The 23,286-nt window shown below is 64.4% G+C and carries 31 protein-coding genes; 24 read left to right on the top strand and 7 right to left on the bottom strand.

Features of this window, described 5'->3' with window-relative positions:
* Nucleotides 1–27 precede the first annotated feature (27 nt).
* The 8 genes from rplB to ACOQFP_RS23795 all read left to right on the top strand — a co-directional run bounded on the left by rplB (nt 28) and on the right by ACOQFP_RS23795 (nt 4,314).
* The gene (gene rplB / locus ACOQFP_RS23830; protein WP_206491874.1) at nt 28–864 is read left to right on the top strand and encodes a 50S ribosomal protein L2; all 837 of its coding nucleotides are present in this window, start codon (nt 28–30) and stop codon (nt 862–864) included.
* Between the two features lie 13 nt (nt 865–877).
* A complete protein-coding gene (gene rpsS, locus ACOQFP_RS23825; RefSeq protein WP_008718309.1) occupies nt 878–1,159 on the top strand; it encodes a 30S ribosomal protein S19 in 282 nt (93 codons plus the stop codon).
* Nucleotides 1,156–1,578: a 50S ribosomal protein L22 gene (gene rplV / locus ACOQFP_RS23820; protein WP_037188319.1), complete on the top strand. Its 423-nt coding sequence runs from the start codon at nt 1,156–1,158 to the stop codon at nt 1,576–1,578. Before rpsS ends, rplV begins: the two co-directional genes overlap by 4 nt.
* A complete protein-coding gene (gene rpsC / locus ACOQFP_RS23815; protein WP_206491873.1) occupies nt 1,578–2,387 on the top strand; it encodes a 30S ribosomal protein S3 in 810 nt (269 codons plus the stop codon). Before rplV ends, rpsC begins: the two co-directional genes overlap by 1 nt.
* 3 nt (nt 2,388–2,390) lie before the next feature.
* Nucleotides 2,391–2,807, top strand: a complete 417-nt coding sequence (gene rplP / locus ACOQFP_RS23810; protein ID WP_206491872.1) for a 50S ribosomal protein L16 — start codon at nt 2,391–2,393, stop codon at nt 2,805–2,807.
* On the top strand, nt 2,807–3,052 hold the full coding sequence (gene rpmC, locus ACOQFP_RS23805; protein WP_008718301.1) for a 50S ribosomal protein L29: 246 nt from the start codon (nt 2,807–2,809) through the stop codon (nt 3,050–3,052). The genes rplP and rpmC overlap by 1 nt, the downstream gene beginning before the upstream one ends.
* Nucleotides 3,049–3,327 (top strand): 30S ribosomal protein S17, encoded by a 279-nt coding sequence (gene rpsQ / locus ACOQFP_RS23800; protein ID WP_068380845.1) that lies wholly within the window; start codon nt 3,049–3,051, stop codon nt 3,325–3,327. Before rpmC ends, rpsQ begins: the two co-directional genes overlap by 4 nt.
* A 99-nt stretch (nt 3,328–3,426) precedes the next feature.
* Nucleotides 3,427–4,314, top strand: coding sequence for a glycosyltransferase (locus ACOQFP_RS23795; RefSeq protein ID WP_421585740.1), 888 nt, complete (start codon nt 3,427–3,429; stop codon nt 4,312–4,314).
* Nucleotides 4,315–4,323: 9 nt separating this feature from the next.
* Here the strand turns inward: ACOQFP_RS23795 and ACOQFP_RS23790 are convergent, their stop codons facing one another.
* Nucleotides 4,324–5,637: an AIM24 family protein gene (locus ACOQFP_RS23790; RefSeq protein ID WP_421585739.1), complete on the bottom strand. Its 1,314-nt coding sequence runs from the start codon at nt 5,635–5,637 to the stop codon at nt 4,324–4,326.
* 292 nt (nt 5,638–5,929) lie between these two features.
* On the opposite strand from ACOQFP_RS23790, the gene ACOQFP_RS23785 reads away from it, so the two are divergent.
* Together ACOQFP_RS23785 and ACOQFP_RS23780 are read left to right on the top strand one after the other, a co-directional pair.
* Entirely contained in the window at nt 5,930–6,544 is a 615-nt protein-coding gene (locus ACOQFP_RS23785) for a PRC-barrel domain-containing protein (protein ID WP_206491869.1), read from the top strand.
* Nucleotides 6,544–6,987: a PRC-barrel domain-containing protein gene (locus tag ACOQFP_RS23780; protein ID WP_421585738.1), complete on the top strand. Its 444-nt coding sequence runs from the start codon at nt 6,544–6,546 to the stop codon at nt 6,985–6,987. The genes ACOQFP_RS23785 and ACOQFP_RS23780 overlap by 1 nt, the downstream gene beginning before the upstream one ends.
* A gap of 60 nt (nt 6,988–7,047) precedes the next feature.
* Here ACOQFP_RS23780 and ACOQFP_RS23775 read toward each other — a convergent pair whose 3' ends face one another.
* Genes ACOQFP_RS23775 through ACOQFP_RS23765 form a run of 3 tightly spaced genes read right to left on the bottom strand, consistent with a single transcriptional unit; the run spans nt 7,048 to nt 11,902 of the window.
* Nucleotides 7,048–10,170 (bottom strand): ATP-binding protein, encoded by a 3,123-nt coding sequence (locus tag ACOQFP_RS23775; protein ID WP_421585737.1) that lies wholly within the window; start codon nt 10,168–10,170, stop codon nt 7,048–7,050.
* Between the two features lie 17 nt (nt 10,171–10,187).
* Entirely contained in the window at nt 10,188–10,832 is a 645-nt protein-coding gene (locus ACOQFP_RS23770; protein WP_421585736.1) for a hypothetical protein, read from the bottom strand.
* Nucleotides 10,829–11,902 (bottom strand): endonuclease domain-containing protein, encoded by a 1,074-nt coding sequence (locus ACOQFP_RS23765; RefSeq protein ID WP_421585735.1) that lies wholly within the window; start codon nt 11,900–11,902, stop codon nt 10,829–10,831. Before ACOQFP_RS23765 ends, ACOQFP_RS23770 begins: the two co-directional genes overlap by 4 nt.
* A 206-nt stretch (nt 11,903–12,108) precedes the next feature.
* On the opposite strand from ACOQFP_RS23765, the gene rplN reads away from it, so the two are divergent.
* The 4 genes from rplN to ACOQFP_RS23745 are packed head-to-tail and all read left to right on the top strand — an operon-like array spanning nt 12,109 to nt 13,559.
* Nucleotides 12,109–12,477, top strand: a complete 369-nt coding sequence (gene rplN / locus ACOQFP_RS23760) for a 50S ribosomal protein L14 (RefSeq protein ID WP_008718280.1) — start codon at nt 12,109–12,111, stop codon at nt 12,475–12,477.
* Nucleotides 12,478–12,795, top strand: a complete 318-nt coding sequence (rplX, locus tag ACOQFP_RS23755) for a 50S ribosomal protein L24 (protein ID WP_032397537.1) — start codon at nt 12,478–12,480, stop codon at nt 12,793–12,795. It begins immediately after the preceding gene.
* A 1-nt stretch (nt 12,796) separates the two neighbouring features.
* Complete coding sequence (rplE, locus tag ACOQFP_RS23750) at nt 12,797–13,369, top strand: 50S ribosomal protein L5 (protein ID WP_206491864.1); 573 nt, start codon at nt 12,797–12,799, stop codon at nt 13,367–13,369.
* 4 nt (nt 13,370–13,373) lie between these two features.
* Nucleotides 13,374–13,559, top strand: coding sequence for a type Z 30S ribosomal protein S14 (locus tag ACOQFP_RS23745; RefSeq protein WP_206491863.1), 186 nt, complete (start codon nt 13,374–13,376; stop codon nt 13,557–13,559).
* A gap of 97 nt (nt 13,560–13,656) precedes the next feature.
* Here ACOQFP_RS23745 and ACOQFP_RS23740 read toward each other — a convergent pair whose 3' ends face one another.
* Together ACOQFP_RS23740 and ACOQFP_RS23735 are read right to left on the bottom strand one after the other, a co-directional pair.
* Nucleotides 13,657–14,355, bottom strand: a complete 699-nt coding sequence (locus ACOQFP_RS23740; RefSeq protein ID WP_421585734.1) for a DUF6885 family protein — start codon at nt 14,353–14,355, stop codon at nt 13,657–13,659.
* A 1-nt stretch (nt 14,356) separates the two neighbouring features.
* Nucleotides 14,357–15,724 carry a glutamine synthetase gene (locus ACOQFP_RS23735; RefSeq protein WP_421585733.1) on the bottom strand — a complete coding sequence of 456 codons (1,368 nt, stop codon included), beginning with the start codon at nt 15,722–15,724 and terminating at the stop codon, nt 14,357–14,359.
* A gap of 397 nt (nt 15,725–16,121) precedes the next feature.
* Between ACOQFP_RS23735 and rpsH the strand changes: the two genes are divergently transcribed.
* The 9 genes from rpsH to map all read left to right on the top strand — a co-directional run bounded on the left by rpsH (nt 16,122) and on the right by map (nt 21,805).
* Nucleotides 16,122–16,520: a 30S ribosomal protein S8 gene (rpsH, locus tag ACOQFP_RS23730; RefSeq protein ID WP_008718266.1), complete on the top strand. Its 399-nt coding sequence runs from the start codon at nt 16,122–16,124 to the stop codon at nt 16,518–16,520.
* A 13-nt stretch (nt 16,521–16,533) separates the two neighbouring features.
* Nucleotides 16,534–17,073, top strand: a complete 540-nt coding sequence (rplF, locus tag ACOQFP_RS23725) for a 50S ribosomal protein L6 (protein WP_206491860.1) — start codon at nt 16,534–16,536, stop codon at nt 17,071–17,073.
* Nucleotide 17,074: 1 nt separating this feature from the next.
* Nucleotides 17,075–17,491 (top strand): 50S ribosomal protein L18, encoded by a 417-nt coding sequence (rplR, locus tag ACOQFP_RS23720; RefSeq protein ID WP_241257311.1) that lies wholly within the window; start codon nt 17,075–17,077, stop codon nt 17,489–17,491.
* A 34-nt stretch (nt 17,492–17,525) separates the two neighbouring features.
* Entirely contained in the window at nt 17,526–18,197 is a 672-nt protein-coding gene (gene rpsE, locus ACOQFP_RS23715) for a 30S ribosomal protein S5 (RefSeq protein ID WP_206491859.1), read from the top strand.
* A complete protein-coding gene (gene rpmD, locus ACOQFP_RS23710; RefSeq protein WP_008718256.1) occupies nt 18,197–18,376 on the top strand; it encodes a 50S ribosomal protein L30 in 180 nt (59 codons plus the stop codon). The genes rpsE and rpmD overlap by 1 nt, the downstream gene beginning before the upstream one ends.
* 2 nt (nt 18,377–18,378) lie before the next feature.
* The gene (rplO, locus tag ACOQFP_RS23705) at nt 18,379–18,822 is read left to right on the top strand and encodes a 50S ribosomal protein L15 (protein WP_206491858.1); all 444 of its coding nucleotides are present in this window, start codon (nt 18,379–18,381) and stop codon (nt 18,820–18,822) included.
* A gap of 311 nt (nt 18,823–19,133) precedes the next feature.
* Nucleotides 19,134–20,456 carry a preprotein translocase subunit SecY gene (gene secY, locus ACOQFP_RS23700; protein WP_206491857.1) on the top strand — a complete coding sequence of 441 codons (1,323 nt, stop codon included), beginning with the start codon at nt 19,134–19,136 and terminating at the stop codon, nt 20,454–20,456.
* Nucleotides 20,453–21,007: an adenylate kinase gene (locus tag ACOQFP_RS23695; protein WP_421585732.1), complete on the top strand. Its 555-nt coding sequence runs from the start codon at nt 20,453–20,455 to the stop codon at nt 21,005–21,007. Before secY ends, ACOQFP_RS23695 begins: the two co-directional genes overlap by 4 nt.
* Entirely contained in the window at nt 21,008–21,805 is a 798-nt protein-coding gene (gene map / locus ACOQFP_RS23690) for a type I methionyl aminopeptidase (protein ID WP_421585731.1), read from the top strand.
* Nucleotides 21,806–21,827: 22 nt separating this feature from the next.
* On the opposite strand, the gene ACOQFP_RS23685 is transcribed toward map, so the two are convergent.
* Entirely contained in the window at nt 21,828–22,721 is an 894-nt protein-coding gene (locus ACOQFP_RS23685) for a glycosyltransferase (protein WP_421585730.1), read from the bottom strand.
* Between the two features lie 322 nt (nt 22,722–23,043).
* Here ACOQFP_RS23685 and infA point away from each other — a divergent pair, with 322 nt between their 5' ends.
* Complete coding sequence (infA, locus tag ACOQFP_RS23680) at nt 23,044–23,265, top strand: translation initiation factor IF-1 (RefSeq protein WP_005140011.1); 222 nt, start codon at nt 23,044–23,046, stop codon at nt 23,263–23,265.
* The last annotated feature ends 21 nt before the right edge of the window (nt 23,266–23,286 follow it).

Genomic DNA, 23,286 nt, shown 5'->3' with positions numbered 1-23,286 from the left:
CTTCGGATATAGAGGACGAGAAGACTCATGGCAATCCGTAAATACAAGCCGACAACCCCAGGCCGTCGTGGCTCCAGCGTGTCCGATTTCGCTGAGATCACGCGTTCGACCCCAGAGAAGTCGCTGATCCGCCCGCTGCACGGCCGCGGTGGACGTAACGCACACGGTCGTATCACCACCCGGCACAAGGGTGGCGGTCACAAGCGTGCGTACCGTCTCATCGATTTCCGTCGCAACGACAAGGACGGCGTGCCGGCCAAGGTCGCTCACATCGAGTACGACCCCAACCGCACCGCGAACATCGCTCTGCTGCACTTCGCAGACGGCGAGAAGCGCTACATCGTCGCACCCAAGGGCGTCTCCCAGGGTTCGCCGATCGAGCAGGGTGCCAATGCCGACATCAAGCCCGGCAACAACCTGCCCCTGCGCAACATCCCGACGGGTACGACCATCCACGCGGTCGAACTCCGCCCGGGCGGTGGCGCAAAGATGGCCCGCTCCGCTGGAGCGAGCATTCAGCTGCTCGGTAAGGAAGGCCCCTACGCCACGTTGCGTATGCCGTCCGGTGAAATCCGTCGCGTCGACGTGCGCTGCCGCGCAACCGTCGGCGAGGTCGGCAACGCCGAGCAGTCGAACATCAACTGGGGCAAGGCCGGCCGCATGCGCTGGAAGGGCAAGCGCCCGACCGTGCGTGGTGTCGTGATGAACCCGGTCGACCACCCGCACGGTGGCGGCGAGGGCAAGACCTCCGGTGGACGCCACCCGGTCAGCCCCTGGGGACAGCCGGAAGGCCGTACCCGCAAGAACAAGGCGAGCGACAAGCTGATCGTCCGTCGTCGTCGTACCGGCAAGAACAAGCGCTAGGAGGGAGTTCAGAATGCCACGCAGCCTGAAGAAAGGCCCGTTCGTAGACGATCACCTCCTCGCGAAGGTTGACGTCCAGAACGACAAGGGAACCAAGCAGGTCATCAAGACCTGGTCCCGTCGATCGACAATCCTCCCCGACTTCATCGGTCACACTTTCGCCGTCCACGACGGCCGCAAGCATGTGCCGGTGTTCGTGTCCGACTCGATGGTCGGCCACAAGCTCGGAGAGTTCGCACCGACCCGCACGTTCAAGGGTCACATCAAGGACGACCGGAAGGCGAAGAGGCGATGACCAACTTCACCCCCACCGCCAATCCGACTGCCAAGGCCGTAGCGAAGCACGTTCGCGTCACGCCGATGAAGGCACGTCGAGTCGTGGATCTGGTTCGCGGGCGCTCCGTCGAGGACGCGCTCAACATCCTCAAGTTCGCGCCGCAGGCAGCAAGCGAGCCGGTCGCCAAGGTGATCGCCTCCGCAGCGGCCAACGCCGAGAACAACCTGGATCTCGATCCCAGCACGCTGATCGTCGCGACGGCATTCGTCGACGAGGGTGCAACCCTCAAGCGATTCCAGCCGCGTGCTCAGGGCCGGGCATTCCGGATCCGCAAGCGCACCAGCCACATCACGGTGATCGTCGAAAGCCTGCCCAAGACCGGCGGAACGTCTCGTAACCGCCGTAAGGGCCAGGCGTCCAAGGAAGGGGCTCAGTAGTGGGTCAGAAAATCAACCCGCACGGCTTCCGCTTGGGTATCACCACTGACTGGAAGTCGCGTTGGTACGCAGACAAGCAGTACTCGGAGTACGTCAAGGAAGACGTCGCGATCCGCAAGCTCCTCGCCACCGGCATGGAGCGCGCGGGCATCGCGAAGGTCGAGATCGAGCGCACCCGTGACCGTGTTCGCGTGGACATCCACACGGCACGTCCCGGCATCGTCATCGGTCGTCGTGGCGCCGAGGCCGACCGCATTCGCGGCGCTCTCGAGAAGCTGACCGGCAAGCAGGTCCAGCTCAACATCCTCGAGGTCAAGAACGCCGAGTCCGAGGCTCAGCTCGTCGCCCAGGGTGTTGCCGAGCAGCTCAGCAACCGCGTCGCATTCCGTCGCGCGATGCGTAAGGCCATCCAGTCGGCCATGCGTCAGCCGAACGTCAAGGGCATCCGTGTCCAGTGCTCCGGCCGTCTCGGTGGCGCGGAGATGTCTCGCTCGGAGTTCTACCGCGAGGGACGCGTTCCCCTGCACACGCTCCGTGCCGACATCGACTACGGGCTGTACGAGGCCAAGACCACCTTCGGCCGCATCGGCGTGAAGGTATGGATCTACAAGGGCGACATCGTCGGTGGACGGCGTGAACTCGCCGCTGCTGCAGCTCCGGCTGCCGGTGCCGATCGCCCGCGTCGCGAGCGTCCCACGCGCCCGCGTCGTTCCGGTGCTTCGGGCACCACCGCGACCAGCACCGAAGCAGGTCGCGCGGCATCCGCAACCGAGGCTCCTGCCTCGACCGAGCCGAATCAGGAGGGCTGACGCATGTTGATCCCCCGCCGGGTCAAGCACCGCAAGCAGCACCACCCGAAGCGTTCGGGTACCGCCAAGGGCGGAACTCAGGTGACCTTCGGTGACTACGGCATCCAGGCTCTCGAGCCTGCCTACATCACCAACCGTCAGATCGAGTCCGCTCGTATCGCGATCACTCGCCACATCAAGCGTGGCGGCAAGGTCTGGATCAACATCTTCCCGGACCGCCCGCTCACCAAGAAGCCTGCCGAGACCCGCATGGGTTCCGGTAAGGGTTCGCCCGAGTGGTGGATCGCGAACGTCAAGCCGGGCCGCGTGCTCTTCGAGCTGTCGTACCCCGACGAGACCATCGCGCGTGAGGCACTCACTCGCGCAATCCACAAGTTGCCCATCAAGGCACGCATCATCACCAGGGAGGAGCAGTTCTGATGGCTACCGGAACCCCAGCCGCAGAGCTCCGCGAGCTCACCGGTGAAGAGCTGGTCACCAAGCTGCGTGAGTCGAAGGAAGAGCTGTTCAACCTTCGGTTCCAGATGGCTACCGGCCAGTTGGACAACAACCGTCGACTGCGCGTTGTGCGCCACGAAATTGCGCGTGTGTACACGGTGCTCCGTGAACGTGAGCTCGGCTTGGCCTCTGGTCCCTCCGAGGACACAGCAGGTGACGCAGCATGAGCGAGGAAAAAACTGTGACAGAAGAGCGCAACAACCGCAAGGTTCGGATCGGCTACGTCGTATCCGACAAGATGGAGAAGACGATCGTGGTCGAGCTGGAGGACAGGGTCAAGCACCCCCTCTACAGCAAGGTCATTCGTCGCACCACCAAGGTCAAGGCACATGACGAGAAGGGCGACGCCGGCGTAGGCGATCGCGTTCAGCTCATGGAGACCCGTCCGCTGTCCGCCACGAAGCACTGGCGTCTGGTCGAGGTCCTCGAAAAGGCCAAGTAAGCACTCTGTGTTCGAAAACCCACCTCCGGCAACGGGGGTGGGTTTTTCGTCGTGCCCGGTTTTTCGTCGTGTCCGGTTCTACGTAGGGGAGTGCAGTCGATGTCCGTGGGACGACCGGCAAGCGTCAGCGTCGTCATCCCCGTCCTGAATGCAGTGCGTACCTTGGGAGCCCAACTCGACGCGCTCGAAGGCCAAGACCGCGGGGCCGGCTTCGAGGTGATCGTCAGCGACAGCGGATCAACCGATCGACTGCAGGAGTTCCTGCGTGCGCGGACGGCCGCCGGTGGCATCCGCGTGCGATATGTCGATGCGTCCGACTCCGCCGGCGTATCTCACGCACGCAATGTAGGCGCAGCTGCTGCGCACGGCGAGTTCTTGGCATTCTGCGACGCGGACGACATCGTCCGTCCCCAGTGGTTGAGCGCGCTGGTGGCAGCAGCTCCGACCAGCGATCTCGTCAGTGGCTCGTTGGACACATCGCTGGTGAACTCGGCCGCTGCCTACCGTCGACGGCCGATGAAGCCGTCGTCGAAGAGTCTCGAGAGCGACTTTCTTCCGTATGCTCCCGGCTGCAACTTCGCGGTGTGGGCATCGGTGTTTCACGCGGTGCACGGTTTCGACGAGACCCTGATGGCAACAGGTGAGGACCTGGACTTTTCCTGGCGCGTCCAGTTGGCGGGATTTCGATTCGCTCACGCCGAATCGGCCGTCGTCGACTACCGGCTCAGACCGACGGTGCGCGAGTACTGGTCTCAGGTTCGTCGATACGCGGTCGGCGACGTTCAGCTGTACCTCGGCTACCGCGAGTATGGTTTCCGGCGGACCTCGGTCCGTGCGTTCCTCGCGCATGTGCTGAGGCTGATGGTAACCAATCCTATTGTGCCGCAGAAGCTCTCACGTACCTCGCGCGAGCGATGGTATGGAGCCGTTGCCGTGGTGGCCGGCCATCTGCAGGGGTCGTTCCGGCACCGTACGTTGTTCCTCTGACGGGGGAGTTCACCTGCCCAGCAGGCCCCCCAGTGCGCCACCGACTCCGGCCTGCTCGCCGCTGCCGCTTCCGCCGACCAGTCCGCCCGGCGGTTGCTCCGAAGGCTGCACGACGACAAACCCTCGGCCGATGAACTCGAGCGTGAAGCGCTCACCGGTGGTGCGACCGATGAGGGTGCCGAGACCGAAGGAATCGTTCTTCTTCACCCGTGTCTGCAGCGAGGACGACCAGGCGACCGCAGCCTGCGGGTCTGCGAACGTCGGCTGATCGACGTCGAGTACGACAGGGATTCCGTCCGTGGTGATGGCAATCCGCCCGCTACCGGAGAACACGCAGTTGAAGAAGCCCGCGTTACCGCCCGCCGCAGCCCCCTGTACTCGTTTGACGTCATAGCTCAGCGAGGACTCGAAGGCCAGGACGTTGGCACCGTTGATCGTCAATCCGTCGGTGCCGTCCAGGTCTATCAGGTGGACGTCCTGCGCCGCATTGGCGAGGAAGAGGTCACCCCTGCCGGACACCTTCATCAGCGGCACACCCTCTCCGGACAGTGCCTGCTTGATCGCTCGGCCGATTCCACCGGAGCCCTGGGCCGCGAACTGAAGGTCGCCCTGGTACGCGACCATCGAACCCGCACGGGCCATGATCTCGCCGCTCAATCCGATTCGGCACATCTTGCTGCCCTGCTTCTGAATCCCCGAGCCGGGCACCTCGGCGTGGGCGGGGGCGAACAGTTCGCTTCTCATGGCCAGAGCTCCTTGGTGGGCAGGTGAATTCACGGTCGAGTCGGTGACGTGCGAGGACGGAGTAGGGGGCGCAGCGGGTTCGTCCGCGTCGATGCTGATTCCGAATGCGGTGGCCAACCCCGCCAATCCGCCCACGTACCCCTGCCCGACGGCGCGGATCTTCCATCGATCACCGCGGCGGTAGACCTCGATGCACACGAGCGCCGACTCGTCGCCGAGGCCGTCTGCCGAGTACGAGACCTGAGGCGATGCCGCGTCGGAGACGGTGACCGACACCGGTCCCGCAGCTGCGAAGGTCGTCGGTCCGGTGCCGTCGAGGGAGGCAGCGATGACGACGGTGTCGATATCGGGTGGAATGGCCGCCGGGTCCACGCGAACGAGATGACCGGACGACGCGGGCCGGTAGTCGACGCCTGCACCCTCGGGCTGATTCCAGAAGACCATATCCGCGTCGGATCGGACGCGGCCGTTCGAGGCCAGCAACAGCGCCGAGACATCGACGTGCGTCGAACTGGTCAGTGCGACCGTCAGTGGTCCGGTGGGTGCGGGGCAGTTCTCCCCGCGTGCGAGGGCCTTCACAGAGCACCAGTGTGCCAGGCGTGCCTGCTCGACGAGAATCTGCCGAGCCGTAGAGGTGGGGTTTGAAGGTGTGCGTCAAGGGGTAGTACAGGAACCCAAGCGGGTGATCCTCGGGCTCATTCACTCCTTCTCGAGAAAGGGTGCTCACTATGCAGTGGTGGGGTTGGGTCATTGTGGCCCTCGTGTTGATAATTGCGATCGTGGCAGCAGTGTTGCTGGTTCAATCCCGGCGTCGATCAGGTGGCGTGATCATCGCTACTCGTCGGAGCAACCCGGACCCACACACGAAGTCATGAGCGAACAACTGATGCGGTCGAGTGAGATCGCCAAGCTGCCCGTGGTCACCTTCGCGGGCGAGGACGTCGCTCAGGTCAAGGACATCGTGTACGCCCCGGACGGCGGGGCCGTAGCAGGGTTCACTCTTGCCGGCCGTGGCCTGTTCTCGGGGCCGAAGAAAGAGGTCATGCCGTGGCGGTCGGTGGCCGCGCTCGGATCGGATGCAGTGATGATCCTCAGCGAGGACGCCCTCACCCCACCCGATCAGATGTTCACCTCGACCGAGCAGGACGGCGAGGATGCCGAGCCCGCACCGGAGCGTCGCGGAGATATCCTGGGTTCGACGGTTCTGACGGACACGGGAACGGACCTGGGCACTGTCGTCGACGTGATCATCGAGGTGAGCGGGCGGAACGGCGGACAATGCGATGTGGTCGGCTACGAAATCAAGTCCTCCGAGTCGATGAAGAACAAGGGGGCAACCGTGCTCATCCCGTTGCCGGACACCCTCGCGGCCTCGGGCGAACATCTCATGGTTCCGGCCAGTGCCACCGATTTCGTGCGTGACGACCTGGCAGGGTTCGGCGCGGCCGTCGATGCCTTCCGGGCGCAGCTGAAGGGAACTCGCTGATGTTGTTCTCCGAATCCATCGGTCGCAAGGTAGTGAGCACCTCCACCGCCGATACTGTCGGTGCAGTGGGGGAATTCCTCGTCGATCCGCGAAGTCGCACCGTCGCCGGTGTGCAGATCAAGAAGTGCAAGACCGGTGACGCGCTGACATGGTCCGGTATCTCCTCCTTCGGATCCGACGCAGTGACGGTCGAGTCGGTGGACACCATCGTCGAGATCGACACCGAGGACTCACTGTCCGGACTGCACGGTAAAGCTCACCGCGTGATCGGCAAACGCGTGCTCAGTACTGCCGGAGTCGATCTCGGCACAGTGGACGACGTGGAGTTCGACCCGGAGACAGGTGCGGTCACGTCGGTGATCGTCGATACCGTATCCATCGACGGACACACCCTCACCGGAGTCGGGTCGTACGCCGTCGTCCTCGATCATCGGGATCGCTGACCTACTCACCCATCACCCGTGGTCGGTTGATGCCCGGCGATGAACTCGCCGGGCATCCGGTCACGAACGCGCCAGCGTGATGACCTCTTCCTCGGTGGGTGGACTCTTCGGGTGGTAGGACAGGCACAGCGGAGTGGCGGTGCGGCGGAACTCCGCACCTTCGACCGCTGCATAGAACTGACCGGCAGGTAGGCGCCCGACGTCGGGAACCGAACCGCCCTTGACTCGCGCCATCTCCTGCGCGGCCTCGACCTGGGACGGGCTGTTGAGCAGTCCGTAGAACTGTGTCGAGGCATTTCCTGCGATTCGGTTGTGCAGGCCCTTGGGGGCCTGGGTGGCGAACACCAGGCCCAAACCGTACTTTCGTGCCTGCGACGCCAGAGCCAGCGTGCTGTGCGTCGCTGCGGTCGTCCGGTCCGAGGGCGCGAAGTTCTGCGCCTCGTCCATGACGAACAGCCCACCCAGTGGTCGATCGCCGGCGGGGTTCTTCTTGATCCAGGCGAACAACCCCATCTGAAGTTGATTGACGAAGCTCTGTTTCTGCTCGTCTGTGGTCAGGCCCGCCAGGTTGATCACCGAAACGCGGGCTTTCTTACCGTCGGCGGGGGTCAGCAGGACGGCCGGGTCCACCGGAGTGCCCGCACCGGCGAACATCGGGTCGTTCGCGGCAGCAGCCTTGAGGTTCTCGGCGAGACCTGCGGCGATGCGGACGGCATCGCGCATCTCACTGGCATCGTCGGGGAACTCCTCGAGCAGATCGACGAAGTCGGCCAAATCGCCGCCCTGAGGCCGTCGACCGAACAGGTCGAGTGCCGATTTCAACACTGCCCGGCCGTGTTTGGCCTTCTGCGACGTACCGAGAACGCCGGCTGCGGGTTCGAGTGAGGCCAGCGCGGACTCGACCGAGGCCTCGAACTCGTCGGCGTCACCGAGCACGCTGACGAAATCGGGAAGCGGCTGAAAGCTGAGTGGGCGACCGGAGGATTTACGCGGCGTCCACACCACGACGTCGGTATCGCGCAGGTATGCGGCAGCCTTGGCTTCGTCGCCCGGTGGCCAGGTCCGCTCGTCCTCGGGCCACGCTGTGCCGAGCCGGGCGAGGTCGTTGTTCACGTCGAGGACGATCGCCGAAACACCTTGCAGTGCACATTCTTCCACCAGTCTGCGGATCAGTACCGTCTTGCCCGAGCCGGAGCCTGCGAAGATGGCAGTGTGCTTACGCAGTGCCTCGAGCGGCACTGCGACGTCCGCGCCGGTACTGAGCTCCGAGCCCACCACGATGGCGGGCCTGCGCGGCTGCATCTGCGACGCGGCCGCGCTGGTGGTCTCGGGCTCGATCAGGGCAGTGTCATCGTCGACGACACTCACGGCAGGCAGCACTTTCCCGAACAGTGTCACCTCGTGCGCGGGCTTGCGCGCCAGCAGCCAGGACGTGAGCGCTGGGGAGTTCTCGGTCAGCAGGATCGACAGGGCCGCAAGCGCCCTGCGGTCCTCGTCGGAGAAGGGAACCACCACGCCACCGGCGCGCCGCAACGCAGCGATGGTCTGCTCGGTCTTCGCGCCGTTGGGCCACGGATCGTTTCTGATCAGGATCAGCCGTCGTCGAGGCATGTCGATGTGCAGGCCCGCCGTGGTCACTGCACGCTCGACCCGCGCCAGGGCCGCTCGGGCATTACCCGAGGTCACCGCACGAAAGCACCAGTGCTCTTCGTCGTCGGTATCGGTATCGACAGTGTGACGCAGCCGCGCGTGCAGCGCAGGCTTGCCGCTCGGCGGCGGGTCCTGGGCGAGGCTGTCATCGGAGGATTGATGCTCGTGAATCCACGCCGTCAGACCTGCGGACAGTAATGCGGGGAAGATCGAGTCCTCGCTGTCCGGTCGCAGCGGAACCGACACATCGACCTGGTCGCGCAGCTGCTTGTAGCGCTCGTCGAGCGCGTCGAGCTCACTGACTCTGGCCGTGGGAAGCTCGGGAGTATCCGCCGGACCGGACTTGTCCGTGAAGCTTTCCAGCTCCGACGCGACCCCGGTGTCCAGGCAATGCCGGATGTGGCGGTCGACGGCGATGAGAAGCTGACGCGGAGTGAAGTCCGGGGCCTGCTCGAACGCCTCGGGTGCCACCGGCCACGTCGGGTGCGGCGGAGTGAACCCGGCTTCGAGGAAGCACGCGGCCAGGCGGCGTCCGAGCAGCAGGCGGCCGATGTCCGAGGACGGAATCGGTTTGAGCGTCTGCGTGACTCGGAAGCGGTCCCGCATGGGAGCCACGCCGCGTGCCGCGATCAGCTCCCACGCACTCGACAATGCCGACAGCACCGATGCGGTGCGGGGGAGCGTCTCGCGCAGCGACATCAAACCGTGGGCGAGCTGCTCGACGACCTTGTCCTCTTGTGCGTCGGCGAACTCCTGATCGGATCCGGTGCGCGACTGAGCGACCAGGGTGTCGATCTGGTCTATCGCAAGAATCGTCGGGCCGGTGATCGCGAGCAGGCGAGAGATGTTCTCGGCGATGCCTTGATGCCCGAGCTCGGCGCGGCGGATGCCCCAGGCCGAGAACTCCTCGGGATCGACGTCGTCGATCGATTGCAGATACGCATCGCCCAGGTCCTGCACGACCGCATCCGGGGCGATGGACAGTACCAAGGCGCGCAGCGTGTGCTGTGAGGTCCGGCGGTGTCGCGGGTGGACCTTGTACACCGCGGTGACGAAAGCGTCGAGTGTCTCGGCGTCGATCATCTCCTCGCCCATGATCCGCGCGCGCTGCTCCTCCGACACGTGACCGATCTCGCACAGGCGTCGGAGCAACAGACCGAGCTGACTGTCGGATCCTCGACCGGACGGGCGCATCAAGTCGTCGAGCATCCCCATCAGTGTCGAGCGCCAGAATCCGGCCGCGTCGAGGAGCCGGATCAGGAAGAAGTACCCGCCCTTGCCCTGTACTTCCTCACGCACCTGGCCCAGCAGGTGTGTCTTGCCCGAGCCGGCGGGCCCGCGCACGACCACACCGAGCGGGCTGGCGTCGTCGGACGCATCGGCGTCGTCGTAGGCATTCATGACCTCGTGGAACACCCGCTCGTGCATCCCCGGCACGTGCACGTTCGACTGGGAACGCCATACGTCGTCGGGGGTCGGTGCCCAGCTCAGCCGCACCGATTCGAGAGCATGGATCTGCTCGTTGTCCGTCATCGTCGACTCAACGCCCATCATGATTCGATCGAGAGAAGGTGGTTGTGCTGATTTCCGACGAAGACCGCCGCAGCGCGTTCCTCTTCGGTCAGCGTTTTCTGGTTTTCTTCCGGGATCAGCGAGACGTCCTCGCAGCGCCGCAGTCGCGCGAGGGCGTCGTCGAGTTCGGTCCTGGGGATCTCCGGCAACTGACTTCGTAGCCGGGACAGCCGAACCGTGGAACCGGGTTCGCGAGCGAGCCGCGCGTAGGCAGCGCGAATTGCTGCCTCGATGTCGACGGTCGCGTCGATACCGTCGGTGGATGCAGCCGAGTTCGCTCGGGGGGAGAACACATCGGCCGGACGAGTGTCGGTGCGATCGAACCACCGGCGCACACCGGCCAACACGGTGAACATGGCCTTCCCGGCACCAGTCGATCGAGCTGGTGGTTCACCCCCGATGAGTTCGCCGCAGACCCGCCAGCCCTTGTCGGTCAGTTCGAGGGTCATCGGACGCACCGAGGTATTCACCTCGATCAGACCAGCGTTGGTCAACTTGTCGCGAGAAGACTTGGGCAGCTCGGGGCCGAGGGTTTTGAGTGCGGAATTCTTGACCGGACTCGCCTCGGCCATCAGAACCAGCAATACCGCTGCCTCGGTTCCGTTCAGGTCTTCGGTGGTCATCGAGGATCCCCCTTCGATCGTCTTCTCGATACTGCCTCGCGGATGGTAGCGACCGCGCGGTGCGGGTCGTCGATCACCTGAGCGTTGGTGAACCGCAACACCATGTACCCCTCGGTCTGCAGTCGGTTGTCGCGAACGCGGTCCTCGGCGAAACGCTCGGCGGCACGGTGCTCGTTGCCGTCGATCTCCACGATCACTCTCTCGGTGCGCCACAGTACGTCCACCGTGAACGGCCGGCCGAGCTCGCCGAGTCTGATCGATCGATTGTGCTCTCGCCCGGCGGCCCACTCGTGCACGTCGAGTGCTCGGTACAGCCGCTTCTCCGGATCGCTGGCCGGGTGTGGGTGCCCCGCGATCGGCGGGTAGCTCAGCGGCCGGAAGCGTTCCAGAACGGTATCGACACCTTGTGGAACGGCGGGTACGCGCACCCGTACCGAGGGGAATCTGTCCATCCCCGACGCCCCGGCTCCCGTCGGCCACACCGCCATCTCGCCGTGGCTGCACAGCCACTCGGCGGCAGTCCCAGCTACCGCGACGTCGACGTCTGTGGGCAACACCAACACCAGCGCGGTTGTGGTGCGTTGCGAGGCCGCGGCCAGTACGCGCGCCGATCCGGCGGCCCGGGTTTCCATGGTGAATGCGTCCCGGCGCATTGGACGCTGCGCAATGCACGACTCGGCGAGAGAACCGACGTACGGGCCGAAGTGGGCAGTGTCTGCGGCGAGCCGAACCGCGGCCGCGCGCGCAGCGCGCCTGTCCAGAGTCGATGCGCCGCCGTGATGATCGAACTCGGTGAGCCAGAGCGGAACCGAGGCCACTGCCGCACTCTCGAGTTCGGCGACTATCGCCTCGACGAGGTCTACGGTCCGGGTGGCGGATGCGGGATCGACTGTGTAGAAGTTGATCGCCGGAGCATCGGCAGGCAGGGGATCGACGGAATCGGCGAGCTCGCGGGCGGACGCCCCGTGTATTCGGGCGACTCGATCCAGGGGCAGCCCGGACCACCATCGGTCGACATCGGTCGTCGTCGACGTCGACGGCACGCCTTGCTGATCCGAAGGATGATCCATCCCTGAAACCGTACCGAGAGTTCGGGGATGGACGGCAACAGCGCAGCTCGGGCCGATCGCGATTTGGATCCGCAGGACCCGTTCCCCTACACTTGACCGGTTGCCTGTGGCAGCGGTGTGTCTTCGTGCGCCCGTGCCCGGCAGCCGACCGCGCGTGTCGGGACGGAAATCCGGCACGTACGTACATCCAGGTCAAGGAGAAGTGAGTGATTCAGCAGGAGTCGCGAGTACGCGTCGCTGATAACACGGGCGCGAAGGAAATCCTTTGCATCCGCGTTCTCGGTGGCTCGTCACGTCGCTACGCCGGAATCGGCGACATCATCGTAGCTACGGTGAAGGACGCCATCCCCGGTGGAAACATCAAGAAGGGTGAGGTCGTCAAGGCCGTCATCGTCCGCACCGTCAAGGAGCGTCGTCGTCCGGATGGCTCGTACATCCGCTTCGACGAGAACGCTGCGGTGCTGATCAAGCCGGACAACGATCCCCGTGGAACCCGCATCTTCGGCCCGGTCGGCCGTGAGCTGCGTGAGAAGAAGTTCATGAAGATCGTCTCGCTCGCCCCGGAGGTGCTGTAAATGAAGGTGCACAAGGGCGACACCGTTCTCGTGATCGCAGGCAAGGACAAGGGTGCCAAGGGAAAGGTCATTCAGGCCTACCCCGCTGACTCCAAGGTTCTGGTCGAGGGTGTGAACCGCATCAAGAAGCACACCGCGGTCTCCGCCAACCAGCGCGGCGCATCCTCGGGCGGCATCGTCACCCAGGAAGCCCCGATCCACGTATCGAACGTCGCAGTGGTCGACTCGGACGGAAACCCCACTCGCGTGGGCTACCGGACCGACGAGGAAACCGGCAAGCGCGTTCGTGTTTCCCGGAAGAACGGGAAGGACATCTGAGATGACTACCACCGAAAACATCGCGGGCGCACAGCCCCGCCTCAAGGCGCGCTACCGCGCCGAGATCAAAGACGCCCTGAACACCGAATTTGCATACGAGAACGTCATGCAGATCCCCGGTGTCGTCAAGGTCGTCGTCAACATGGGTGTCGGCGACGCCGCCCGTGACGCCAAGCTGATCAACGGTGCAGTTGCCGACCTCGCTGCCATCACCGGCCAGAAGCCGGAGATCCGCAAGGCCCGTAAGTCCATCGCGCAGTTCAAGCTGCGCGAGGGAATGCCCATCGGCGCACGCGTCACCCTCCGTGGCGACCGCATGTGGGAGTTCCTCGACCGTCTGGTCTCCATTGCCCTTCCCCGAATCAGGGACTTCCGCGGCCTCTCGGGCACGCAGTTCGACGGCAACGGAAACTACACGTTCGGCCTCAACGAGCAGTCGATGTTCCACGAGATCGATGTGGACAAGATCGACCGTCCGCGCGGCATGGACATCACCGTAGTAACCACCGCAACCAACAACGAAGAAGGCCGCGCGCTGCTCAAGCACCTCGGCTTCCCGTTCAAGGAGAACTGAGTCCATGGCGAAGAAGGCACTGGTCAACAAGGCCAACAAGAAGCCGAAGTTCGCGGTGCGCGCATACACTCGCTGCAACCGCTGCGGCCGTCCCCATTCCGTGTTCCGCAAGTTCGGCCTCTGCCGTATCTGCGTGCGCGAGATGGCACACGCCGGAGAGCTTCCCGGAGTTCACAAGAGCTCCTGGTGATCTGAAGCCTGCGGGCTTCACCACACCATGAACAATGGGCGTGGGTTCCTTTCGAGGAGCCCACGCCCATTTTTCGTCGTTGTCTCGCTCGCGAGTCTCACACGGACCACGACCGGCTTCGTAGATTCAGCGAGCACACCAGACCCTCCGCCGCATGCTGATCGCCGTTGTTCACCATCAGCAGCAGACCCCGCTCGGACATCGCCGCCGCAAGCGCGGCAACGGGAACGGTTCGACAGCCCGGCGGCATGGTAGGGCTGCCCAGTTCCCGATAGGTATCGCCGATCGCGGCCGTGTCCTCGGCCGCGTCGAAACCCCATATGGTCACGAAATGACCTACGTTCCAATCGAATTCGGTCAGTCCGCCGGTGTGAACGTTGGCCAGCAAACCGAAGCGGAACCGCGCGTCGGCGAGGCGGGTCAGCAGCAGTGACACCTCCGATGCACCCGGCTGCGCGATCGGCACGACGAGGACGCGGTTCCCGGTCGCAGCTTCGATGCCCGCCGCCAGACCCGCTGCGCTCGTCCCGGCCGCTTCGATGGACTCGGACGCCGACAGCACATCCCACCCATCGGTAATCCTCGGAGAACCGGGAGGGCGAGCGGCCTGGACCTCACCCGGCCAGATCGTCGAGCCCGACGCGACCGCGATGGCTGTGATGTCGGGAATGTCATCGTCGAGAACGGCCGTCAGCGCGACCGAAGCCGAGAACGGTCCACAGAGTTGATCCGGTTGTGGCAGGGCATGATCGAGGGCAGACAGCAGCGCTGTTGCGCCGGTGAAGCGGTGCAGCATGTCAGTAGATCCAGCGCAGCGATTCGAGCAGTTCGTCCTCGGTGTGACCTGCCGCCCACGCGGCGTCGGCGTCGCGGCAGGCGACGAACGCGCCGAGAAGGTCCGAGCCCAACACGTCCGCGACCAGTGCGGAGGACAACAGATTCTCGCGCTGCTGGTCGTGGGTGGTTGCCAACGGGGAGATACCGGCGGCCTCGCGACGCGCATCATCCCAACCGCCCACGTCCTCCTGGACGGGTCGCGGCAACGGTGCCGCATCTGCCACCCCCGACAGGCCGGCCGCGATCGTCACCGCCAGCGCCAGATACGGGTTCGCGGACGCATCGCAGGCCTTCAACTCGACATTGGTGTGCTCCGAGCCGAGAAGAGGGGTGGCCGGCACCAGTCGTACCGCTGCCTCGCGGTTTTCGACGCCCCAGAACCCGAAGGCCCCCGCCCAGTAGCCGGGTCGACGACGCAGCAGCGAGCCCGAACTCGGTGCCGTCACGGCGACCAGACCGGGCAGCTCGCGCACCAGACCGGCAATGTACGACCGCCCTGTCTCGGACAAGCCGTGTTCTCCGTCGCCGGTGAGGGCGTTGTGACCGTCGCGAACGAGCGAGGTGTGCAGGTGCCAACCATTGCCCGCATTGCTCGACGACGGTAGGGGAGCGAAGCTCGAACGCAATCCCCGTGCTCGTGCCGCTGCGTGGATGGTTTGCCTGGCCAGCACCTGTGCATCGGCTGCGGCAAGGGGATCGAGCGGGCTGAGCGCGATCTCGAGCTGGGAACCGCCGTACTCGGCATGGATCTGACCGATACCGAGACCGTTCCGGGACAGGTCTCGGAGCAGTTGCACAACGAATTCGTCGACATCGCGCATCGCGTTGGCGGAGTACGCCGGCCCTCGATGAGCGGGCAGCCCGTCGGATTCGCGGGTGAGCGCACATTCGATCTCGAATCCGGCCCGTACCTCGAAGCCCGCGTCGGCTGCGCGCCTCACCTGACGCTCGAGTACGGCTCGCTGATCGTAGGGCCACGCCGAGCCGTCGGCCGAGACTTGCCTGCCGTGCGCCCAGGCCAGACCGGGCTGCCCGGCGAGGGGGACCACACTCGACGTGGTGTCGATCACCGGGATCAACCGCACATCGCCGGACGGCGTCGCGAGTCCACCGTGGGCGAAGGTGATCCCGTCGTGCGAATCGAACACCGCGAACACCGAGGTGATGCCGACCCCGCGACGTGCGGCGGCGGCCAGTTCTGCGGTCGGCACGGTCCGGGAACGCACGACGCCGTTGTTGTCGACCCAGCCGATGGTCACCCCGACGATGTTGTCGTCCCGCAGAGTGTGAGTCAGGTGTGCGAGATCAACTGGCTGCGAGTCCGTCATGTGCCGACGTTAGCGAAGAAGTGACTCTCGGGGTGTCCGACTGGACCAGAGCTACCGCGCAATGGTAGGGCGATTTGGTCTTCGGGTGCGCGATGCCTACACTAGAGCGGTTGCCCGGGCTTCGTCGTGCCTGCACGCGAGTCCTTGCAATACACAATGCAACCTCGAGTACTCCGTACGTCAGCATTGAACATGCGGAAGCTCGTAACACCTGGCAGTGCAGCGATGCACTGCTTGGAGCGCAACCCCTGACCGGCAACAGTCGGTCAGGACATGTTCACTTCGCTGTAGGCCCACGATGTGACGAGCCAGGCCCGTTTGTTTCCACGAAACTCACAGGCACCAGCCCGCGCGTGCTGCATGGGAACCGCTGCGAGAAAGGTGCACAGGTCACACCATGACGATGACCGATCCAATTGCAGACTTCTTGACCCGTCTGCGCAACGCCAACTCGGCGTACCACGACGAGGTGAAGCTTCCCCACTCGAAGCTCAAGGCGAACATCGCCGAGATCCTCAAGCGCGAGGGCTACATCTCCGATTACCGCACGGAAGACGCCGAGGTGGGCAAGACCCTCATCGTCGATCTGAAGTACGGCCCGAGCCGTGAGCGCAGCCTCGCCGGCGTGCGACGCGTCTCCAAGCCCGGTCTCCGGGTCTACGCAAAATCCACCAATCTGCCCAAGGTTCTCGGCGGCCTGGGCGTGGCGATCATCTCCACGTCCACCGGTTTGCTCACGGAGCGTCAGGCGGCCAAGCAGGGTGTGGGCGGAGAAGTCCTCGCCTACGTCTGGTAGGGAGGCCACCACCATGTCACGTATTGGAAAGCTGCCAGTAGCAGTTCCCGCTGGCGTCGATATCACCATCGACGGCCAGAACGTTGCGGTCAAGGGCCCCAAGGGTGCCCTGAGCCTGACGGTTGCCGAGCCCATCCAGATCGCGCGCGCCGACGACGGCTCCATTGCCGTCACCCGGCCCGACGACGAGCGTAAGAGCCGCTCGCTGCACGGTCTCTCGCGCACTCTCGTCGCGAACCTCATCACCGGTGTCACCAACGGTTACACCACCAAGATGGAGATTCACGGTGTCGGTTACCGCGTCGTGCTCAAGGGCAAGGACCTCGAGTTCGCACTCGGTTACAGCCATCCCGTGCTGATCGAAGCACCGGAAGGCATCACGTTCACGGTCGAGTCGCCCACGCGATTCACCGTTGTCGGCATCGACAAGCAGAAGGTCGGTCAGATCTCGGCCAACATTCGTCGTCTGCGGCGTCCCGACCCGTACAAGGGCAAGGGCATCCGCTACGAGGGTGAAGTGATCCGCCGCAAGGTCGGAAAGACGGGTAAGTGATATGAGCCAGCAAACAGCAGACAAGGCGAACGTCGTCAAGCGCACTCCGCGTGGCACCGACGTCTCGACGAAGCGTCGCCTGTCGAAGGCACGTCGCCACTTCCGCCTTCGCAAGAAGATCTCCGGTACCCCCGAGCGTCCCCGCTTGGTCGTCAACCGGTCCTCGCGTCACATCCACGTCCAGTTGATCGACGATCTCGCGGGCCACACGCTGGCCAGCGCGTCGAGCATCGAGGCAGACGTGCGTGCACTCGACGGAGACAAGAAGGCCGTCAGCACGAAGGTCGGCGAGCTCATCGCTGCCCGTGCCAAGGCTGCCGGTATCGAAGCGGTCGTGTTCGACCGTGGCGGAAACAGCTACAGCGGCCGCATCGCGGCCCTGGCAGACGCGGCTCGCGAAGGCGGGTTGACGTTCTGATGATGACAATGACTGACAACGGAAGGACAGCCTGATGCCGGGACGTCAACGGCGTGACGGCGGAAGCGGCCCCGCCGGACAGAACAGTGGCCCCAACGCAGGTGGCGACAACAACCAGCGCGGCGACAACCGCGGTGGCGGTCGTGACCGTCGTGACAACGGCCGTGGCGGCAACGCTGCGGACAAGTCGAACTTCATCGAGAAGGTCGTCACGATCAACCGCGTCTCCAAGGTGGTCAAGGGTGGTCGACGCTTCAGCTTCACCGCCCTCGTCATCGTCGGTGACGGCAACGGATTGGTCGGCGTCGGCTACGGCAAGGCCAAGGAAGTTCCCGCGGCCATCCAGAAGGGTGTCGAGGAGGCTCGCAAGAGCTTCTTCCGCGTCCCGATGATCGCCGGCACCATCACGCACCCCGTCCAGGGCGAGGCCGCTGCAGGCGTCGTCATGTTGCGTCCGGCCAGTGCCGGTACCGGTGTGATCGCCGGTGGCGCGGTGCGCGCGGTGCTCGAATGCGCCGGTGTCCACGACGTGCTGTCGAAGTCGCTCGGTAGCGACAACGCCATCAACGTCGTGCACGCAACCGTCGCAGCCCTCAAGGGTCTGCAGCGTCCCGAGGAAGTTGCGGCTCGCCGCGGCCTGACCCTCGAAGAGGTTGCACCCGCCGGAATGCTGCGCGCACGCGCACAGGCAGGAGCGGTGAAGTAATGGCTCAGCTGAAGGTCACCCAGATCAAGAGCACCATCGGCCAGAAGGCGAACCAGCGTGACAGCCTGCGTACTCTCGGGCTCAAGGGCATCCGCCAGACGGTCGTCCGCGAGGACAACCCGCAGAACCGCGGACTGGTCAACACGGTGCGCCACCTCGTAACTGTTGAGGAGGTCTAACCATGACCATCAAACTGCACCACCTGCGCCCCGCAGCCGGATCCAAGTCGTCGAAGATTCGCGTCGGCCGCGGTGAAGGTGGCAAGCGTGGCAAGACCGCAGGTCGCGGTACCAAGGGAACCGGCGCACGCAAGAACGTGCCGGCCCGCTTCGAGGGTGGACAGATGCCGCTCCAGATGCGGCTCCCGAAGCTCAAGGGCTTCACCAACCGCAACCGTGTCGTGTTCCAGGTCGTGAACCTGCGCGATATCGAGCGTCTGTTCCCCGAGGGTGGTCAGATCGGTATCCCCGAGCTGGTCGCCAAGGGAGCTGTTCGCAAGAACGAGCTCGTCAAGGTTCTCGGAGACGGAAACCTCACCGTGAAGGTCGATATCTCGGCCAACAAGTTCACGGGCTCCGCCAAGGAAAAGATCGCCGCTGCCGGCGGTTCTGCTACCGAGGTATGAGCACCGCTTCGGTGCACTGATCGGTAGTGCGCCGGACATCCGTTCGTGACGATGGCCGCAGCCACAGCTCTCGCAGCTGAGCTGCGGCCATCGTTGCCTACGCGGTGCGCCCCGCAGCGCGACCGAACGGGCAGGGGCCAACACTGACCGTCGGGTGGTTCGCGGCGCACTGTTAGAGTTCTAGAGTTCACAGAAGTTCGTATCGATGCGGGCGATGAATGTCGCCAGCAGTCCATGCTCGTGAGGCTCATGGGAGTACACGCTCCCTGCGAAGCGCTCGCGGCGTCAACGCAGTCGTGCCAGGAGGATCTTTGCTTTCCGCCTTCGTGTCGGCCCTCAGGACTCCTGACCTGAGACGGAAGATCCTCTTCACGCTCGGTCTGGTGGCCCTGTATCGCTTCGGTGCCACCTTGCCGTCGCCCGGTGTCGATTACGCCAATGTCCGAGCATGCATCGACCAGGTCTCCGGTGGAGATTCGGCAGGCATCTACTCGTTGATCAACCTGTTCTCCGGTGGAGCGCTCCTTCAGCTGTCGGTGTTCGCGATCGGCATCATGCCGTACATCACCGCCAGCATCATCGTGCAGCTGCTCACCGTCGTCATCCCGAAGTTCGAAGAACTCCGCAAGGAGGGACAGTCGGGACAGGCCAAGATGACGCAGTACACGCGCTATCTGTCGATCGCGCTGGCCATCCTGCAGGCGACCGGCCTGGTGGCCCTCGCTTCGCGCGGACAGCTTCTGCAGGGATGCCAACAGGACATCATTGCCGACCAATCCATCTTCGGTCTCGTCATCATCGTCCTCGTCATGACAGCAGGCGCAGCGATCGTCATGTGGTTCGGCGAGGTCATCACCGAACGCGGTGTCGGCAACGGAATGTCGCTGCTGATCTTCGCCGGAATCGCCTCGCGCATTCCGTCCGAGGGCAACTCGATCCTCGAGAGCCGTGGTGGCCTGGTGTTCGGGTTCGTCTGCTTCGCAGCGTTCCTCATCATCACCGGCGTCGTGTTCGTCGAGCAGGGCCAGCGCAGAATTCCCGTCCAGTACGCAAAGCGCATGGTCGGTCGAAAGATGTACGGCGGCTCCTCGACGTACCTGCCGCTCAAGGTCAACCAGGCGGGCGTCATCCCGGTGATCTTCGCGTCCTCACTGCTGTACCTGCCGAATCTGATCGCGCAGCTCACCTCGGCCAATACAGCCGCAAATCCGAGTTGGTGGCAGCGCATCATCAACGAGTATCTGGTGAACCCCGCCAACCCGGTGTACATCGCCATCTTCTTCGGTCTGATCGTCTTCTTCACGTACTTCTACGTGGCGATCACGTTCAATCCCGAAGAGCGGGCCGACGAGATGAAGAAATTCGGCGGGTTCATCCCCGGGATTCGTCCCGGCAAGCCGACTGCGGATTACCTCAACTACGTCCTCAGTCGCATCACGCTCCCCGGCTCGATCTACCTGGGCACGATTGCCGTGCTCCCGAACCTGTTCCTCGACATCGGCAGTTCGGGTGGCGGCGGGAATCTTCCGTTCGGTGGTACGGCCGTGCTGATCATGGTCAGTGTCGGACTCGATACCGTGAAGCAGATCGAAAGCCAGCTCATGCAGCGCAACTACGAAGGGTTCCTCAAGTGAGACTTGTCCTGCTCGGTCCCCCCGGTGCCGGCAAAGGCACCCAGGCAGTGCTCCTGTCCGAGAAGCTGGGCGTGCCCCACATCTCCACCGGAGATCTGTTTCGTGCGAATATCGGCGAGAAGACCCCGCTCGGATTGGAAGCGAAGAAATACCTCGATGCCGGCGATCTGGTGCCGAGCGAGCTGACCGTCGATATGGTCCGCAGTCGTCTCGCCGAGCCCGACGCCGTCAACGGCTTTCTGCTCGACGGGTTTCCGCGTTCGGTCGGCCAGGCCGAGGCATTGGTGGGCATCCTGTCCGATCTGAACACCAAGCTCGACGCCGTTCTCTCGTTCGTCGTGGACGAGGATGTCGTTGTCGACCGCATGCTCGCCCGCGGTCGTGAGGACGACAAAGAAGACGTCATTCGCAACCGGCTCAAGGTGTACCGAGACGAGACCGCTCCGCTGCTCGACTACTACGCGGGGCAGCTCGTCACGGTCGACGCCATCGGCGAGGTGGAAGAAGTCAACGCACGCGCGCTCGAAGCCATCGAGGATCACGGTAAGTAAATGGCATTCGGCCGTAAACGCAAGGTCGTACCGTTCCGCAGTGCAGGCGAGCTCGATGCCATGGCCGCGGCCGGTGCGGTCGTCGGTGCTGCGCTGGTGGCCGTTCGAGAAGCCGCGGTCCCCGGGGTATCGACGCTCGAACTCGACCGGGTGGCCGAGGCGGTCATTCGGGACGCCGGGGCCGTGCCCTCGTTCCTGGGCTACCACGGCTTCACCGGCAGCATCTGCTCCTCGGTCAACGATCGTGTAGTGCACGGCATCCCGTCGGCCGACGAGTTGTTGGTGGCCGGAGATCTGGTGTCCATCGATTGTGGAGCCGTGCTCGACGGTTGGCACGGCGACTCCGCGTGGACCTTCGGCGTCGGCGACATCATCGAGGCCGATTCCATGCTGAGCGAGGCCACGAGGCTGTCGATGGAAGCAGGCATCGCCGCGATGCTTCCCGGCAACCGCCTCACCGATGTCTCGCACGCCATCGAAACCGGAACACACGCGGCGGAGCAGGCGCACGGCCGTAAGTACGGAATCGTCGACGGTTACGGCGGTCATGGCATCGGGCGCGAAATGCACATGGAACCGTTCCTGGCGAACGAGGGTGCACCGGGCAAGGGCCCGGAGTTGGTGGTCGGGTCGACACTGGCGATCGAACCGATGCTGACGCTCGGCACCTACGAGACCGACACCCTCGACGACGGCTGGACCGTGGTGACCACGGACGGGTCGAGATCGGCGCACTGGGAACACACGGTCGCCGTGACCGAAGACGGTCCCCGAATCCTGACCCTTCGCCCTCACTAGCGCTACCAGGCGCTCGCCAGAACTACCAGGTCAACGAGCCGTACCGGTGGCCACCGCGGATGATGCCGAGGTGGGCAGCCGTCGAACGTAGCCACAGTCGCGTCGGCATCTGCGTCAGCGCGGTCGGCAGGAGCGGATTGCGGAGTCCCAGTACGAGCAGTGCGAGTGCGCTGGTGCGGATGCGGAACGGCGGGCATCCGGCAGCTCGGTACATGCCGCGAACATGGGCCGATCCGTATCCCAGTGCTCCTGCTTGCCGCCAGTTGTCCCGGTAGCCGGTACGCAGCCGGTAGTGCACCAACGGCTCGGCTATGAAGTGCAGTCGCAGGCCCGCTTGCTGTGCGCGCCACGAGAATTCCATGTCCTCGCCGGCGTGAACGAATTCCAGCATCCCGCCGAGATCTCGGTAGGTCGATGCACGGCACGCCATACTCGCCCCGATCACGAACGGCCGAAAGGCAGACTTTCCCTGCTTCGAAGGTGGCGCGAACGGAACTGCGGCGCGCGCGGTGTCGGAATTGAGTGCTTCGGTGCTCAGGCCGGTCCCCGCGAGATCGCACAGCTCGAGCTCGGCAGTCAGACGCCGCAGCCACGTCGGGTGTACGACGTCGTCGGCGTCGCAGAAGGCCAGAATGGGAGCGTCGGCGGCATCGGCCCCACGATTGCGAGCGAACGACGCCCCGATGTGTTGGGAGGCGTCGACGTACGTCAGGTCGAGGGCGGTACGAAGCGGATGGCTCTCGATATGTGCTCGAAGTCCGTCCGTCGATCCGTTGTCGCTGATGATGACGGTGAACCGGTGCAGATAGTCCTGCGCCGCGAGGGCTCGCAGTTGGTGGTCGAGTACGGCTTTCGAGTTGTGTACCGGGATGATCACCGACACGGTCGCAGTGTCGTCGGGCAAGTTCGAGCTCAAGAAGTACCTCGTGGCGTCGGACATCACAGAGCGCACGCCGACTGTGAAGCTTGTGAAGAAGCTGCGCTCACCGTAGCGCGAAGACCTGAACCCACGAAATTGCGGCCGCGCCGAGAACCACGCACAGCGCATTTGGCCTGGTGTGCATTTGCCGGTAACATAGATCGACGGTGCGCCCTGCGCGCCGGATGTTCGCGTGCCTCGAGGGGCCCGCGAGTTCTTCCGGTGTCACCCGGCCCGAGAATTCGGATCGGTGGGTGCGCATCACGGTAACGGAAACAGATGCAATCAACCAGGTGTGAGAGCCAGGATCGCGGAGGATATGGCCAAGAAAGACGGTGCTATCGAGGTCGAGGGCCGAGTTGTCGAACCGCTGCCCAATGCGATGTTCCGCATTGAGCTCGAAAACGGCCACAAGGTACTCGCTCACATCAGCGGAAAGATGCGTCAGCACTACATCCGCATCCTTCCCGAGGATCGCGTCGTCGTGGAGCTCTCGCCCTACGACCTCACGCGTGGACGCATCGTTTACCGCTACAAGTAAGAGCTTCCCCGGCCACGTCCG

This window comes from Rhodococcus sp. MALMAid1271 (assembly GCF_049195265.1).
Classification (GTDB): domain Bacteria; phylum Actinomycetota; class Actinomycetes; order Mycobacteriales; family Mycobacteriaceae; genus Rhodococcoides.
This window is presented reverse-complemented; position numbering and strand designations above follow the sequence as displayed.

Coding starts and splice junctions, on each gene's coding strand:
- rplP (WP_206491872.1), top strand. CDS start 2,391: ATGTTGATCCCCCGCCGGGTCAAGCACCGCAAGCAGCACCACCCGAAG.
- ACOQFP_RS23780 (WP_421585738.1), top strand. CDS start 6,544: ATGTTGTTCTCCGAATCCATCGGTCGCAAGGTAGTGAGCACCTCCACC.
- ACOQFP_RS23795 (WP_421585740.1), top strand. CDS start 3,427: ATGTCCGTGGGACGACCGGCAAGCGTCAGCGTCGTCATCCCCGTCCTG.
- infA (WP_005140011.1), top strand. CDS start 23,044: ATGGCCAAGAAAGACGGTGCTATCGAGGTCGAGGGCCGAGTTGTCGAA.
- ACOQFP_RS23785 (WP_206491869.1), top strand. CDS start 5,930: ATGAGCGAACAACTGATGCGGTCGAGTGAGATCGCCAAGCTGCCCGTG.
- rplF (WP_206491860.1), top strand. CDS start 16,534: ATGTCACGTATTGGAAAGCTGCCAGTAGCAGTTCCCGCTGGCGTCGAT.
- rpsE (WP_206491859.1), top strand. CDS start 17,526: ATGCCGGGACGTCAACGGCGTGACGGCGGAAGCGGCCCCGCCGGACAG.
- rpsQ (WP_068380845.1), top strand. CDS start 3,049: ATGAGCGAGGAAAAAACTGTGACAGAAGAGCGCAACAACCGCAAGGTT.
- rplE (WP_206491864.1), top strand. CDS start 12,797: ATGACTACCACCGAAAACATCGCGGGCGCACAGCCCCGCCTCAAGGCG.
- map (WP_421585731.1), top strand. CDS start 21,008: ATGGCATTCGGCCGTAAACGCAAGGTCGTACCGTTCCGCAGTGCAGGC.
- rpmC (WP_008718301.1), top strand. CDS start 2,807: ATGGCTACCGGAACCCCAGCCGCAGAGCTCCGCGAGCTCACCGGTGAA.
- rplR (WP_241257311.1), top strand. CDS start 17,075: ATGAGCCAGCAAACAGCAGACAAGGCGAACGTCGTCAAGCGCACTCCG.
- ACOQFP_RS23745 (WP_206491863.1), top strand. CDS start 13,374: ATGGCGAAGAAGGCACTGGTCAACAAGGCCAACAAGAAGCCGAAGTTC.
- ACOQFP_RS23770 (WP_421585736.1), bottom strand. CDS start 10,832: ATGACCACCGAAGACCTGAACGGAACCGAGGCAGCGGTATTGCTGGTT.
- rplO (WP_206491858.1), top strand. CDS start 18,379: ATGACCATCAAACTGCACCACCTGCGCCCCGCAGCCGGATCCAAGTCG.
- rplB (WP_206491874.1), top strand. CDS start 28: ATGGCAATCCGTAAATACAAGCCGACAACCCCAGGCCGTCGTGGCTCC.
- rplX (WP_032397537.1), top strand. CDS start 12,478: ATGAAGGTGCACAAGGGCGACACCGTTCTCGTGATCGCAGGCAAGGAC.
- ACOQFP_RS23735 (WP_421585733.1), bottom strand. CDS start 15,724: ATGACGGACTCGCAGCCAGTTGATCTCGCACACCTGACTCACACTCTG.
- ACOQFP_RS23740 (WP_421585734.1), bottom strand. CDS start 14,355: ATGCTGCACCGCTTCACCGGCGCAACAGCGCTGCTGTCTGCCCTCGAT.
- ACOQFP_RS23765 (WP_421585735.1), bottom strand. CDS start 11,902: ATGGATCATCCTTCGGATCAGCAAGGCGTGCCGTCGACGTCGACGACG.
- rpsS (WP_008718309.1), top strand. CDS start 878: ATGCCACGCAGCCTGAAGAAAGGCCCGTTCGTAGACGATCACCTCCTC.
- rplV (WP_037188319.1), top strand. CDS start 1,156: ATGACCAACTTCACCCCCACCGCCAATCCGACTGCCAAGGCCGTAGCG.
- rpsH (WP_008718266.1), top strand. CDS start 16,122: ATGACGATGACCGATCCAATTGCAGACTTCTTGACCCGTCTGCGCAAC.
- rpmD (WP_008718256.1), top strand. CDS start 18,197: ATGGCTCAGCTGAAGGTCACCCAGATCAAGAGCACCATCGGCCAGAAG.
- ACOQFP_RS23775 (WP_421585737.1), bottom strand. CDS start 10,170: ATGACGGACAACGAGCAGATCCATGCTCTCGAATCGGTGCGGCTGAGC.